The following is a 14709-nucleotide window of genomic DNA, read 5'->3' on the forward strand; positions in this document are numbered from 1 at the left end:
CGGTGAGAACTGTGTGGATCTTGTAGGGGACTGCCGCGGTTAGAGCTTCGAGGAAGGCCGAGGCGGAAGTCCGTCCCGTCTTCCTGACCAGTTGCACGAAGGCGAACTTGCTGGTGCGATCGATGGCGACATACAGGTAGAGCTTGCCTTCGGCGGTCTGCAGCTCGGCAATGTCGATGTGGAATTAGCCGATCGGATAAGCATTGAACTTCTTCTTCGAGGGCTTACTGCCTTCGACCTCCGGCAATCGGCTGATGCCGTGGCGCTGAAGGCAGCGATGTAGGGATGACCGCGTCAGATGGAGCGGCAACAGCGTATGCCGCCGAAAAGCAACGATGATCGCCTTCTCTTCGACGGAAGGGACAGTCGACTTGGCATCTTTGGGACCTGTCGGGAGATCAGCGACGGTCTTGCGCTGCTTCCACTTCGCGGACGGTCTTCTGATTGACCCCGTAGCGCTTGGCGAACGCTCCCAGGCTCTATTGACTATTTTGTATTGCTCGACGGACTGCCTCCGTCGTGGTGGCGCAGCCGTGTAGAACCTACCCCATAGCGGGGACCAAGAACCTAGAGTGCCACGGCCGCCGATCAGGAAAAAAGAGAAAGCGCAACCCGCGCGACGGCGCCTCGTTCAACAGACCGGGTATAGCTACCAATTTAGCAACCGAGGTTCCGCTTCAGAAAAGAGCTAAAGAGATTGACAGGGCGAACCGAGGGCATGACTCGGGAGTCGACTCTCTGGGAATCGCCAACCTGAGCAGACCATTATGATTGACGGGTGGGGCCATTACCTCTAGCGCACTACCTGTGCTCGAGAGCAATTGTCGATGCCAATTTTCGCCGTATTTCGCATTGCGCGCGACCGCAATCAGTCTTGCCGACAACGATAGCCACGTAGTGATCGGGGCGCTCGCCACTGGCAGCGTCAGTCAAAGCGTGAATTCTGTTCTCTGAATGCGCGTACGTGGTTTCATTGTCCTACGGAGTAAGCACGTCAGAACGCAGTATTGAAGAAGCATGCGGCTGGCGAAGACGGCTGGTCTGGCTAGCAGGCCCGAGATGTCAGACGCGATGACTCACAATTGGACGGCCAAATCGGGGCTTGAACGTCTCTGAGGCGAGGCAGCTGAGGGCGCCGGGAGAGAAGAACGTGCAGGTGAGGAAGAGTCCGGCTAGACAGATGCTCGATCGCTCTTGCCCAGACACTTTGGTGGGATCCGCCGCTGCGCTCATCATCAGGCGCCATGAGCCGGTCGGAACAACGAGCCTGTTCGAGGTGGGCGCGGATCGGAAGAATAATGCTATCCGGTCCACGAGCCTCGATCTTTCGGCCATGGCTGGCTGTTCGCCCTGCCGCGGCGGAAGGAGAGCTGTCAGGGATCACCGCAAAATTGGGCGGCAACTGGTCCGAATTCGGCCGTCTCTCGTCGGTTGATCGCGATGTCGGCACAAAGCAAGGTCAAGTCGATGTCGTCGAATTGGCGGTGGCTTGATCTGCTTGCGATCCAGGCAGTTGGTCCGCATACCCACGATGAGCAAACAGTGATCGGGTCATCGGCATCGACAACGAAGGCATCAAGTATCCACTGATCATTGTCGATGGTGTCACCGACAATAAGTGCAGGCGCTGCTTGACAGCCTAACCAGCTGGGCGCTCGATCCTGGTGTCTCTAGCCTCTCAACGGGCCACGGTCGTAAGCATACGGCGGTCCGCTAGGCGCGGCGTCAAGCTGGAAGATCGACGAAGCGGCGCAGACCTAGCAATCGAGAGAAGAACGTTAAACATGAGGCTCTGGATGGCGACCAGCATTCTCGAAGAGTTCGCTGAGACCCTAAACGGACGCGTGCTCCGGCGTTCCACAGCAACTCCGGCGACACCTCTAAGCTCGATATCAATCAACGTGCTCTCTCTCTGAGCTCAAACATCGAGTGGGAGTCCCAATACTCCTAACTCAAGTAGGTTCGCTGCTTGTGGCTCTCAGGTAAGTAAGTGGGAGCCCTCCATTCCGGAAGAAAGGCGTCTACGAGATATGCGCCGTCGAGTTGAGGACCGCTACTCGGAAACCATTCGAGAGGGACCGGTCCGCTGAACGATGCGGGCCAGGTAATCAGGTCTTAAAACGTTTGTCCTCGCTCACAATTGATTCTGGTACGAAGCCAAGGCCTTGAAATATCGAGAAAGTGGAGGTCCAAGCATTTGAGACACAGTATCGTCGCAGTCAACCGCCTTAAGCTAGATAACTAGATAAGAAGTGAGGGAATCACCATGTCTTACGAGGCCATCAAGTATGAGGTCGCAGAGAGATCCTTACGATTACCTTGAACCGGCCGGAGAAGCTCAATGCTTGCACCTCCACCATGGAGCGGGAAATCATAGACGCCTTCGAGCGCGCCGATGAGGACGACGATATCCGTGTCATTCTCGTTACTGGCGAAGGCCGTGCCTTTTGCGCAGGTGCCGATCTTTCATCAGGCGCCGATACCTTTGACCGCGACGCGCGAGGCTGGCACATTAAACGGCTACCAAATGGTATGGTCGATTACAGCGATCCGAAAGTCAGCGATGGCGGCGGCAAGCTCACGCTGCGAATCTTCAAGTGCCTCAAACCTGTGATCGCCGCGGTGAATGGGCCGGCCGTCGGCATGGGCGCGACCATGCAGCTCGCGATGGACATCCGCATAGCGTCTGAAGCCGCACGGTTCGGCTTTGTGTTCTCCAGGCGTGGGCTCGTACCGGAAGGAGCCTCGAGCTGGTTCCTGCCGCGCATTGTTGGTATCGCGCAATCCCTGGAGTGGTGCTACAGTGGACGGGTGTTCTCCGCGCAGGAAGCGTTCACCGGCCGGCTCGTCAGCAGAGTAGTGCCGCCCGATCAACTGCTGCCTACGGCGCGTGCGCTTGCCCGGGAGATTGCCGAGAAGACCGCCCCCGTGTCCATTGCTCTGACTCGGCAGATGATGTGGCGTATGCTAGGCGCCGACGATCCGATGGAAGCCCACAAGATCGATAGCCGCGGCATCTATACGCGCGGCCGTTCGCCCGATGGTAAAGAAGGCATAATGGCGTTTCTGGAAAAGCGTTCCGCGATGTTCCGCGACAGCGTATCGGCCGATATGCCAGACTATTTTCCATGGTGGACGGAGCGAGAGTATAAATAGCCATGCCAGGAGCATTTCTCCTCATTTTGCATAGTGTTGGGATGCTTGCCGGAAGTGACAAGCACGATCGCACTAAGCGCGCGAGATCGTATGCCACGAGGCCTAACCACCCGCGAGGCCTCGCGTCTTTGCATTCTGCCGAGCGAAGGTTCTCCAAATGCCGACCTGCTCTCCCACGGAAAGTAGGCAGGGTCTAGATCCATTGTTGATGTCCTAACTGTCAATTAGAACCCGCCGCAAAAGGCGAACATGGACTCATCAACCAAATGCCAAGGTGTAGCAATGAGAAGCGTGTTTGATCCGTTGCAAGTCTCGCGCTTTCTTCGCGTATATGACGACGCTGCAGCGCAAAAGGGCATGAAGCTTTCGATTGGCTTTGATTTTAACGAGTATGTCGCGATCACGCGGAGTCTTGAAACGAAAAGGCCAACAGAACCGATTTTCCGACCAGATTGCTCGCCAATTAAGTCGGGCGAGGGATATTGGATGATCGGCGCGGACCAGAATAATGAGGTCGCGCTTGTGGAGGCTGCTCGACTATATGACCTTCAGCACAGTAACTTGGCCGAGCATCTTGAATCCCTGAAGGCGTTTTACGCGGACCCGGTAAGACAGGCGCACCCGCGGGATCGTTGTACTTGCACGGCACCTAGCGCAAGGAATATTAGGGGCAAAGTAGCCTATCATGGCGATTTTTGGTTGCGTAAAGATTTTAGAGGACAGGGTATGCCAAAGATTATGGCCGCCGTATTACGCGGTATATCGTTCGCCATGTGGGCGCCTGACTTCGTATGCGGACTTGCGGGGCATTGGACACTGGATAAGGGCGTTCTTGGGCAATACGGTCACACGCATCATGAATCCGGTGGGGCGATATTACAGCTGGTGGAAGAGAAAATTACTGAAGACAATCTGCTCGTTTGGCTGACCGGCGAGGAATTAAGGCGCTTGGTTTATCGTCATGATAAAGCGAGCTAGAGTAGCGCGTGATGGTTGCCGATGCGACTGCGGTGCTAATGATCGTCGGACGATCAAAGGTGTGGTGCATCATCATCTCTCACACTCGGCCAAGGCATGATGATGTTCTGCAGCAACGACCAAGCTGCCATTGCGTTCATGCGCGGTGGGTTCATTCGTCGGCAGTCCCATTCGACATGAGTTTATGTCGCAAGGCGGTCTGTAGATAAAGAATGTCAGCGGTTCAGAAGGAGTTCAGCTGATCCATGCGCAACTTACACTTTACATTACGCGTCACGATCGTTCAGTCCGCTCAATCTCGCTCCGAAACAAATGCGTCCGGATGCTGCCGGCCAAATAGAGGGTTCAGAAGATGAGGTATGAGTGACTGGCTAACGCTCTGTTCACTTAGAACAACAGGCAAAATTGATCGAGGAGGACACCGTAGTGCCGCTATCCACTGGTTCGAGTATGGCACGAACTGTGCGTTCTGGGCGGGGATCCAAGGACAGCTTTGCTCGGGCGCGGCTAGTTTTTCCTGATGGCACTTCCCGAGTGACTATCGTGCGCGATCCAATGCCGCTCTACGTCGAGCGCGGAATGGGTAGCTATCTTTTCGATGTTGATGGTCGCCGGTTTCTTGATCTTAACGGCAACTTCACGACTTTGATCCACGGCCACGCCTTCGCGCCCATCGTGGAAGCGCTAACGAGCCAACTTCAGCGTGGCAGCTGCTTCGCAAATCCGACAGAGAGCGAAATCGAGCTTGCCGAACTACTTTGCGGCCGAATTCCACGGGTTGATCGTGTTCGGTTCGTCAACACGGGCACCGAAGCTGTGTTATTCGCGGTGAAGGCAGCGAGGACCTTCACGGGCCGGACGAAAATCGCCAAATTCGAAGGCGCTTATCATGGTGCTTACGACTGGGCCGAGGTAAGCTTGGCGGCGACGCCGGACAATTGGGGTGATCCCAGCGCACCCAAGTCGACAGCAATCTATCGTGGGACGCCACCAAGCGTACTCGACGACGTAGTTGTGCTTCGCTTCAATGATGTTGAAGGTGCACACCGATTGTTGTCATTGCATGCGCAGAAGCTTGCTGCCATCGTTCTAGATCCGATGCCGAGCCGCGGTGGTCTGATTGCGCCGAGTGCTGATTTTATTGCTGCGGTTCAGAAAACCGCTAATAAGAATGGCATTCTGGTTATTGCTGATGAGGTGTTGAATCTCAGGCAGAGTTTTCGGGGCGCTTCTGCCCGCTATGGCCTTGTTCCGGATCTCGTGACGATGGGAAAAATCATTGGCGGCGGCTTGCCAATTGGCGCAGTCGGAGGTCGCAAGGAGGTGATGACAGTCTTCGATGCTTCATCTGATCGACCACTGCTGCCACAAGGCGGCACATTTTCCGCCAATCCTTTATCCATGATCGCGGGTCTTACCGCAATGCTGCATCTGGACCACGCGGCGTTTGCACATCTCGAGGAGCTGGGAAACATTGTCCGAGATGGGATGCGTCGGGTCATCTCAAGCCGGGGCGCACCGCTGTGCGTGACCGGAGCCGCGTCGCTCTTTCGTATTCATCCGATGCCTCGAATCCCGAATGATTTTCGTGAAGCGTTTCCTACGCCCGCCGAAGCCGCCCTAATGAGGCGACTCACACACTATTTTACAGAGAACGGCATAATATTGCCGCACGGCGCCGCTGCGTCGATCTCCACGCCCATGAATCGCGTTGATGCGGACCTCATTGTTGATGTGTTCACAGGCTTTCTGGATCGCAATCAAGATATGCTTGACGCGATAGAGGTGCGTACACGAAGCGAGCCGTCAGCGGATCCAGTGCGCGAGCGTTGAGTGCAATGCGGTCAAGGGTGATCTTCGGCTGCGGCCTTACTTGGGCTGGTATTCTAACGCGAAGTGATATTGCATTCGGTAGCTCGCTTAATACTGGCAAGGCCCCAATACGATGGAGGTTGTGCGGATTTCAGGTGCGCCGGACAAAAAAACGCAGATCGTCTATTCCGAACTAATCTGGTGTCGGCGAACGGATCCGAGGATCAAGTAAGATCTGTAGGCCGCGACAGGTGGCAACGTCTCAGCGGAAGGAATTCTTGTGTGGATGCCACCTGGTGCTCAGGTCCGACAGCTATCGAGGGCGATAGCGAGCAACGATCCGAAGCTCGGCCGATCATCACCGTCGTTTTGGTCGCCTATGTCAATAACGGTCGAGAAATCGATTCTGCGGTAGCGTCTCTGGTTGCATAAACCGGAGCTTCGCTGTCCGCCTGCAGAAGCTGGGTCGAATAAATGCGGAACTGTTAATGCGCTGGTCGGAACGACCACGTGCGCCTGACGGTACCGGAGCGACACGGGACGTTTACCCACCGTTCTGCGAGGCCTGGAGTGCAATCCTCCGGGCCTACTTGCTCATGGGCGTCCGGGCAATACGGCGCGTGCTCGCAAGCATGCGCTCTAGGCCAGGCGGCCGCGTGCCGCCATCCCGCACCGCTTTGAGACGATGACCGTCCTCGCCGGTCTGCGCTTTCGAGCATGTTCGCTCCAATGGTTCCCGATCGACGGGAAAACATTCCGCGTCGAGTCAATCATGGGCTCATTCAAAGATCGCGGATCACTCTAATGGACAATCTCGGCAGAGAAGGCGCAACAAGCGAACGTCGTGCGGACGAGGCGCAACGCTCTTCTGTCTCCTGCTGAACAGCTCCCACTTCATTCGATCTAGAATGTGCCTTGCTGAAGGCGATGCTACATAGGGCCGACGGCGAACGTCGAACGCTTGTGAAGCGCAATCGAACGCTGTGGTGACTGTTCACGCCCCGAATGCGTCGCCGTGGGACACGACGAAACTGATCGGGAACTGCTCTAGTAGCGATTCTAGCCCCATCTGATCTGATAGCTGTCCAGACGACCTAGCCGATGGTTTAGTGCGCTAGAACCATAGTGGCGCATCAGGTGGCGCAAAATGAAGCAGAACTTCAAGTTCAAGCGCTCGGCGCGATACTTCGCAGACGGAATGGAGAAGATTATGCAACAACAGGGCCCGCTCTCAAACGATGGTCGCGTGGTCAGTCATTTTAGGAACACCGCCTACATGATCAATAAGAGCGGTCCGTACTTCGAGGCGGCGCACGCGGCTGGTCTAATGGGTGTCCAGGGAAGGTCCACGACCGGACGCAACTTTGCGTTCGGCACGGGGCCTCTTGACAATCGGCCGGCGGTCACGGATTTCGTGCGATGCTCCTACCTTGGCCTGGACAATCATCCCTTGATCGTGGCTGGCGCTATCGAAGCAATTGAGGCGCATCGGTCATTACACTGGTCCTGCGCGCGAACGCGGCTAAATTTTGATTTCTTGTCAGAGCTCGAATCAATCTTATCGGAGATGTTCCGCGCACGCGTGCTGGCCTTTTCTACCGTCATGCTCGCCAACTTAGGCGCGATGCCGATCCTTGCGTCGGGCCAATTGACAGGTGGAAGAAAGCCGCTTGTCGTGTTCGATCGCGTTGCGCACATCTCGCTCGCCTATCACAAGCCGGTCGTCGCAGACGAAACGCGGGTGGAAACGATTGCGCACAACGACGTCGAAGCTCTAGAACGATTGTGCCGTGAGCACCCGGTTGTCGCCTACGTGTGCGATGGCGTCTATTCTATGGGAGGCAATGCGCCCGTTAACGAACTGCGTCAGCTTCAGGAGCGTTATGGCCTCTTCCTCTATATTGATGATGCTCACGGAATATCCCTGTTCGGACGCCAAGGCGAAGGATTTGCTCGCTCTCAGTTTCCGGATGTTCTTGGTGATCGCACGATTATAGCTGCGTCATTGGGAAAAGGATTTGGCGCATCGGGTGGCTTACTGATGCTTGGAACGCGCGATCAGGAGGCAGTGTTTCGACGCTACTCCATTCCATATGCGTTTTCAGTTGCTCCCAATCTTGCGGCCGTTGGCGCCGCGCTAGGTTCTTGCAAGATTCATCGATCCGCAGAACTCGGCGAACGGCAGAGGCGATTGTCGCAGCGGATCGAGGTCTTTGACCGTTGCGTCGCAACCGGCAACCACGGCAATTCACTTCCGATCAGGATGATCGTCGCCGGATCGGAGGCTCATGCGATTGCAGCAGCAAGAGAACTTCTCGATGCTGGCTTCTATACGTCGGTAACGTTCTTTCCGACCGTTGCGCAAGGATGCGCAGGAATTCGGGTTTGCATTACGGCCGATCATCAGGTCCGAGACATTGAGCGATTGTGCGACTGCGTCTTAGAAGCGATGCCCCACACCAAAAGCGCTACGCCTAGCATGGCATTGGCCAGCCCCTAAGCTGATGCTGGGAGTTTAGCGAAGAATCTATGGAGCTGCTTCATAGGACAGAGTTGCTTCCAATGTCTGCGGACAAGTGCAGTCCATCCGGGAAAAACGTCTCCTGGGAACCCAAAGACAGTAATGCATAGAGACTGGAAACGAACACTTGACGTCTCCGACTTGGGTGACTTTTCCGAGTGTGCGAACTTGCTAAATGGATGCGACAACGACAAAGGCGATTTCCTCGTGAGCCGTGCACTACCGAGCTGGACGTTTGACAATTATGCCGAAGACCGGAAATAATTTTGACTATAGCGACCGGCGAGTTGCCCTCGTGACTGGAGGAGCTCGCGGGATAGGATTTGAAATCGTGCGCCGGTTTTTGGCTGACGGTTATCAGGTCGCTTTTGTGGCGACCAAAGTAGAACACGTGGAGCGGGCGCTTGTTGCCTTTGATTGTCCGAGACATCAGATCTACGCTGAGACGACCGACGTAACGCAGCAAAACGAGCTGGAGAGATTTGTTGAGCGCGTTCAAGCCCGGTGGGGCGAAATCGCGATTTTGGTGAACAATGCAGGCATCTCCCCCAAGCGTGTGGATCAGGACACACCCTGGCTTTCGCAGACCACACTACAAGAGTGGGCGCGGGTGATCGATGTCAATCTAACCTGTCCCTTCAATCTTATACGGCTCTTAGCACCAGCGATGATTGCAGCAGGCTATGGACGCATCATCAACATTGGTTCACTCGCGGGTCGGGCGATGCCATTGATTGCAGGGCCGCATTATGCCGCATCCAAGGCGGGACTAGTCGGATTAACGCGCGCTGCTGCGCGGGATCTCGCTCCACACGGTATTACGGTCAACTGTATAGCTCCTGGACGGATCCTCAGCGATCTGACTGGACCATCCGGGGCAGCAGTCAACCGCTCTGCTCTCAGCCGGATTCCGGTCGGCCGTCTTGGAACAGCCGAAGAGATTGCGCACGTCGCAGCATTTCTGGTGTCGTCGATGGCGGGGTTTATCACCGGTGCAACCATCGATGTTACCGGGGGCGAGTTCGCCGCCTAGGTGGTTAGTCACGGACGTCGATGTGCAATCTTGTCACATGGTTCGAAGAATGCGCTAGGAGACACGTGCCGCACGGACCTATATCGCGGCCTAAGCGCCACGATGCCAGCCGATTATCGGAGGCCGTGGGCCTCCGAAGAAAAACTCAAGGCTTATCCGACTGGTTGTTTGTGAGGCCTATGGCTGTGTCTGCCGGTGAGGTGGCTCGCTCTACACTGCGTGTCCGAGGGTTGCTCGGGCGGACGAGACGATCCTCATCACAGGAGGACGAGCCGTGGCAGATATTATAACGAAGCATTCATCGGAATTGATGCCAAGCAAAGGAATGTGGTCGCGATTCCGGGCGCGGGCCGGGAAAGGAACGTTCGGTTCTTTCGGTGAGCTCGATGCTTCGGCCACCAACATGCGCCGATCTTAGAATGAAACGCCGACCGGTTTGACCGCATCCACTTCCTGTTACGAGGCTGGCCCAACTAGCTATGGTCTTTATCGCCTGATCCGGTCGCTCGGCCACGAATGCACCGTGGTGGTGCCATCGCTGATCCCAGGGAATGCGGGCGTACGGTTGCAGGGCGGCAAACTGACGGCGGTATGGAGTCCGAGTGAAGGTCACGGAGCTATGCGAGATCTCGTTTGCGCTCGAGTGGCAGCGGTTGAGGCATGGCGAGTCCACGAGTAATAGGTGAGCGCCTTCATGATCAAGTACGGCTGTACTTACCCTCGCAAGAAAGGTTAGACGATGTGTTATCTGCGCTGGCTTCAGGGGCAGCAGTTCGATCACCCGACACATCAGATCGGATTCAGGAGATGGTCGAAGCGGTTCGTTCGCAGCAAGTGGGCCAAATGTCTGGAGCGCGCCACAAGAGTTCCGTCTCGGTGTGGTCTCTGGAGACGCTCGTGCAGGCGCTTCAGACATTGTGAGGCATCGATCTGAACGTCGGGGCGGGGTGGCATCACCAAGGAAGCGGCCGCGTTCGCCACTTGTTGATCGAAAGGGCCTGGACATATCGACACCCGCCGATGATCCGGAACGACAAAGCCATACCGGCTCGAGCAAACGTCGCCAACAGCGCGAGAGAATGGTCGGGAAGGCGCTCGCGTTCATCCCGGTCTGCCAGGCAAGCGCAGGCGGCCCAATTGGGCGCCCTTCTATTCACCGTGTATTGGCGACCACAGTAGAGCAAGCCCGTCAAACGCTTTTGGGCCCGCTCGATTCCCGCAGTAAGGTGGGAGCACACCTCGGACCGACAATAGGGAAGGCGGCAGCTTGATCACCGACATCCTGCGGTTCCCGCCTCCGCCTATGCACGACTTTCTGTACGAACAGCGATTGACGGTCGGATGATGCTCTATTTCTAATCCTTGTCAGCGGACATCAAAGCGTAATTCTCAAACCATGGCCTTGAAGGCTTGAGTGCGGTAGGCCGGCGATGCGACCCGGCGTGCCGTCACGTTCAACTTGAGTGTATGGTCAAGCATAGACACGAGCCGATCACTTCAATGAGGCCGCAAAACGCGCCCATCGCAAGGCGCCAAAGGAGGGCGGGATCGCGACGACGCTAACAGCAAATGCCAGGACTCAACAAAGCTGCCCTGATGAGCTTGCTGACACTAGATGTGAACAGCAGGACTGAGCCAATCCATGCCGACGCGCTACGCCACGCACAAGGCCCACCGGCCTGTAACGTTTCCAGACAAACATACTCGAGGAAACTGCCTCGCGCCGACGTTCGGCGCCCAACACCGTGGTTAGCACTTGCGTCGTGGCCTTAGGTCCAAACTTAACGTCAAATCATCCGGTCGTACCTCAAACTAAGGAGGGCGGACCTCGCCGGAGCGATACGGTGCAACGAAAGGAGGATGAGGGAGAAGCGTCCCGAAACCTGGCATGTTCCCGCGATGTCACTTTGGCTACCCGGGGATAGAATCAATTGTGTCGTCCGTTTGCTTGATGCGGAAGATCGAGCGCGTGGTCATCAATGGACGCACGGTGCAGTTACTACCTGATTCAATAGCTGCCGAAGTGGCGTAGGCATGGTTTAGTCCGTTTGCGCCCATGGGAGTTGATCGAGCAGCCCTTGTGCGGAAGTCCCGGCGCGCGCATTATCTACGGATCGACGAAAACTGAGAATGCAAGAGCGCCTCCTTCTTTGTCGCGGTGCCGGCCTAACGGGGCGCTTTCGAAGCACTCAGGTGGACGTTGATTACATCCGTCGGGATCTCCCGGATGTAGTCGCGCAGCGGGAAAATAGGCCTGAGAAATCGGTCGAGCAGCGGCGCAAGAGCAGCCAACCCAACGGGATCCAGTATGTCGCGCACCTCTCCGGCCGTGCTTCGTTTAAGAGATTTAATGTCTTGAGACTGGCACATATTTGGGGGCCGCCGATCGCGGAAGCATCAGGCGTCAGCCACCAGGCGGACCCCGCCAGTACTCACGGCAAAGGGAATCCAAAGCTTCTGAACGCGAATCTTGTTGCAGCAAAAAAGTTGCGAACCTTTATGTCGGAGGTTAGGCGCGTATCGATCGCGTCGCGGTCGGTATCGAGAACATCGTGGATGCAGGGGAAGGAGGCGTTGGATCAAGCCGGATCGGCGCTGGCTCGCAAATGCCGTGAGCTCCCAAATCGCGAGTACGTATGAACTTGGACTAGTGCTCGCAAGAAGCGATGCGCTAGTGCATTGTCGTTGTTGTCTACCTAGCATTGCGGAGGATCAAGGAGCATCAATATGACCGGAAGGTTGGAAACATCGATCGAAGCGCTATCGCATCTGCGGGTCGTCGAACTTGGTAGCTCGGCAGCAACGAGCTACTGCGCCCGGTTGTTTGCCGATTTCGGCGCTAATGTTCAGAAAGTAGAGCCGCCGACGGGGGATCCACTTCGCCGGAGCGCGCCACTTACACCCGGTGGTGAAAGTGCGTGGTTTGCGTTCCTTAACTTCAACAAGTCAAGCATGGTCGTCGATGCGAAAGAGCACGATGCGATGACACGCCTGACTGAACTGATCGAGAGTTGCGACATTCTGGTCGACGGCCGCGATGTTGATACAGCGGATTGCCCGTCAATTGATATGATCGCGATCCGGCAGCGACGCCCCGGGTTGATCTACCTCGAAGGGAGCTGGTTCGGCCGTGAAGGACCCTATGCAAGATTTGCCGCAACTGATTCGACCGTTCGCGCGCTGGCCGGCTTCATCAAGTTGGTTGGACCGGTTGACGGAAGGCCATTGCACGCGCCGGATTTCCAAACAGGTATCCTTGCCGGGCTGTGGGGCTTCATCGCCGCGACCTCTTCGGCGGTTTTACAAATGCAGGACGGGAGAGGGCGGTCGTGGTCGCTCAGTATTTTCGAGTCGTGCCTCGCGCTCAGCGAGTATCTTATGTTCGAGACGTTTGCGCATGGCTACGTGATGCGCCGGATCGGTATCAACCGCTTCTGGCCGACATTTCCCGCCGGGATCTACGAAACCAAAAGAGGCTGGCTTGGCGTTACGACAGGCACGCCGGCACAATGGCGCGCGTTCTGTGACCTGCTCGGCTTGGCCGAATTGCGTGATGATCCGACTCTGGTCCTGGGCGTCGATCGCCTGCAACATATAGAGCGGATCGAGGGACAGTTCATGCCGAGGCTGAGGACGCGGACAGCTCAGGCGTGGTTTTCTGAGGGACTGAAACGCAACATACCTATCGTACCAGTGCCCAGTATGTCAGATCTGCTCCAAGACGCGGAGAGGAAGGAGCGGGGCGCAATCGTTCCCGTTCTGCTTGCCGAAGAAGAGGCCCTGACCGCTGGCTCGATGCAGCGACTGACACTTACGCCGCCGCGCCGGGGCGGAAAGGTTCCAGCTCCCGGCGAGCAGCAAGCTTTCGCCGATATCCGAAGACACTTGACGCTCGCTCCACAAGCCTCGTCCGGCTGCAGTGATCCCGACCGACTTCCGTTGCACGAGTCCGCGTCATCGACTTCTCGATGGGCTGGGCGGGCCCATTGTGTACGCGCACACTGGCTGATCTCGGTGCGGATGTCATCAAGATCGAAGCCATCCAATATCCGGATTGGTGGCGCGGTGTTGACCGACGGCCTGCTTACATTAACGACCAGATGTACGAAAAGAAAGCGTGCTTTTGCGTCATGAATCGAAACAAGCGCGGTATCACACTTGACTTAAAGCGGCCGCAGGGCCTTGCTCTTGCCAAACGGCTCTTAACGGGAGCCGATGTTGCCATCGACAATTATTCGGTGGATGTTCTGCCGAAGTTAGGTCTTGGCTACAACGTACTCAGAGACATCAACCCTCGGCTCGTTGTGATCTCGATGTCAGCCTTTGGGGCAGATAGCGTTCATCGCGATTGCCGGGCCTATGGCTCGACTCTGGAGCAGGGCTCGGGGTTGCCGGGCGTGATCGGAAGCTGCGACGACCCGCCCGTGATGAGCCACGTAGCTTTCGGGGATGCCGTCGGCGGATTGAACGGCTGCGCTGCAGTTCTGATTGCCTTGATTCATGCCCGCAATACCGGCCATGGACAGTTCATTGATCTTGCTCAGATAGAATGCATGATGCCGTTTGTGGCGCCATGGCTCACCGTTCATTCGATTGGCGGTATGCCTCCCCCAAGGTATGGCAACCGCCATCCACAATTCGTGCCGCATGGCTGCTTCCAGTGTGCGGGTGAGGACAGCTGGATCGTAGTAACCGCCACCGACCAGGAGATGTGGCAGAGGCTTGCCTTGCTTATTGGCCGCCCTGGCTGGGCCGCGGATCCATCGCTCGCGTCTGCGGAAGCTCGCCGCGGTATCGAGCATCTCATAGAGATTGCCATAGAGAAATGGACGCTCGCACGTGGGCCGCAGGAAGCCATGTCTGAGATGCAGGCCGTAAAGGTTGCTGCGGGTGTGGCCCGCCTGCCAATTGACCTGCTCAATGATCCGCATCTCAAGTCGCGCGCATTTCTGCAGGAAATCGAACGTGCTTTCGTGGGCTTGCATCCGCAGCCATCTATGCCCATTCGCGAAGGCGGACGGCCCTACGCGATCCGCACAGCGGCGCCCACGCTCGGAGAGCACAACGGAGAGATTCTGTCAGAGCTTCTAGGGCTTTCTGAGGCCGAGATTGTGCAATTGGCGAGGGAAGGCATCATCGGTACGGCGATGCTATCCCAAAAGGAGCCCGCAATGATAAAGGAGGCGCGGCCAAACTGACAAGTTGTCTT

At 56.6% G+C, this 14709-nt stretch carries 5 protein-coding genes and 3 pseudogenes; 7 read left to right on the forward strand and 1 reads right to left on the reverse strand.

All coding sequences use genetic code 11. The annotated features are described in order from the left end of the window. A pseudogene (locus AKN84_RS35330) lies at positions 1–497 on the reverse strand (transposase family protein); the annotation flags it as partial. 1769 nt (positions 498–2266) lie between these two features. Between AKN84_RS35330 and AKN84_RS35335 the strand changes: the two are divergent. The 7 genes and pseudogenes from AKN84_RS35335 to AKN84_RS49510 all read left to right on the forward strand — a co-directional run bounded on the left by AKN84_RS35335 (position 2267) and on the right by AKN84_RS49510 (position 14698). Continuing rightward, positions 2267–3156 (forward strand): annotated as a pseudogene (locus AKN84_RS35335) (crotonase/enoyl-CoA hydratase family protein). Positions 3157–3405: 249 nt separating this feature from the next. Next, entirely contained in the window at positions 3406–4134 is a 729-nt protein-coding gene (locus AKN84_RS35340) for a hypothetical protein (RefSeq protein ID WP_128971446.1), read from the forward strand. A gap of 450 nt (positions 4135–4584) precedes the next feature. After that, positions 4585–5967, forward strand: a complete 1383-nt coding sequence (locus AKN84_RS35345; protein WP_050425072.1) for an aspartate aminotransferase family protein — start codon at positions 4585–4587, stop codon at positions 5965–5967. Positions 5968–7144: 1177 nt separating this feature from the next. Continuing rightward, a complete protein-coding gene (locus AKN84_RS35350; protein ID WP_128971450.1) occupies positions 7145–8446 on the forward strand; it encodes an aminotransferase class I/II-fold pyridoxal phosphate-dependent enzyme in 1302 nt (433 codons plus the stop codon). Between the two features lie 265 nt (positions 8447–8711). Further along, the gene (locus AKN84_RS35355; RefSeq protein WP_050425088.1) at positions 8712–9500 is read left to right on the forward strand and encodes an SDR family NAD(P)-dependent oxidoreductase; all 789 of its coding nucleotides are present in this window, start codon (positions 8712–8714) and stop codon (positions 9498–9500) included. Between the two features lie 2727 nt (positions 9501–12227). Then, positions 12228–13298, forward strand: a pseudogene (locus AKN84_RS49505) (CaiB/BaiF CoA transferase family protein); the annotation flags it as partial. Between the two features lie 170 nt (positions 13299–13468). Then, on the forward strand, positions 13469–14698 hold the full coding sequence (locus tag AKN84_RS49510) for a CaiB/BaiF CoA transferase family protein (RefSeq protein ID WP_244485670.1): 1230 nt from the start codon (positions 13469–13471) through the stop codon (positions 14696–14698). The last annotated feature ends 11 nt before the right edge of the window (positions 14699–14709 follow it).

The sequence above is a fragment of the Bradyrhizobium tropiciagri genome (assembly GCF_001189845.1).
Lineage (GTDB): Bacteria > Pseudomonadota > Alphaproteobacteria > Rhizobiales > Xanthobacteraceae > Bradyrhizobium > Bradyrhizobium tropiciagri.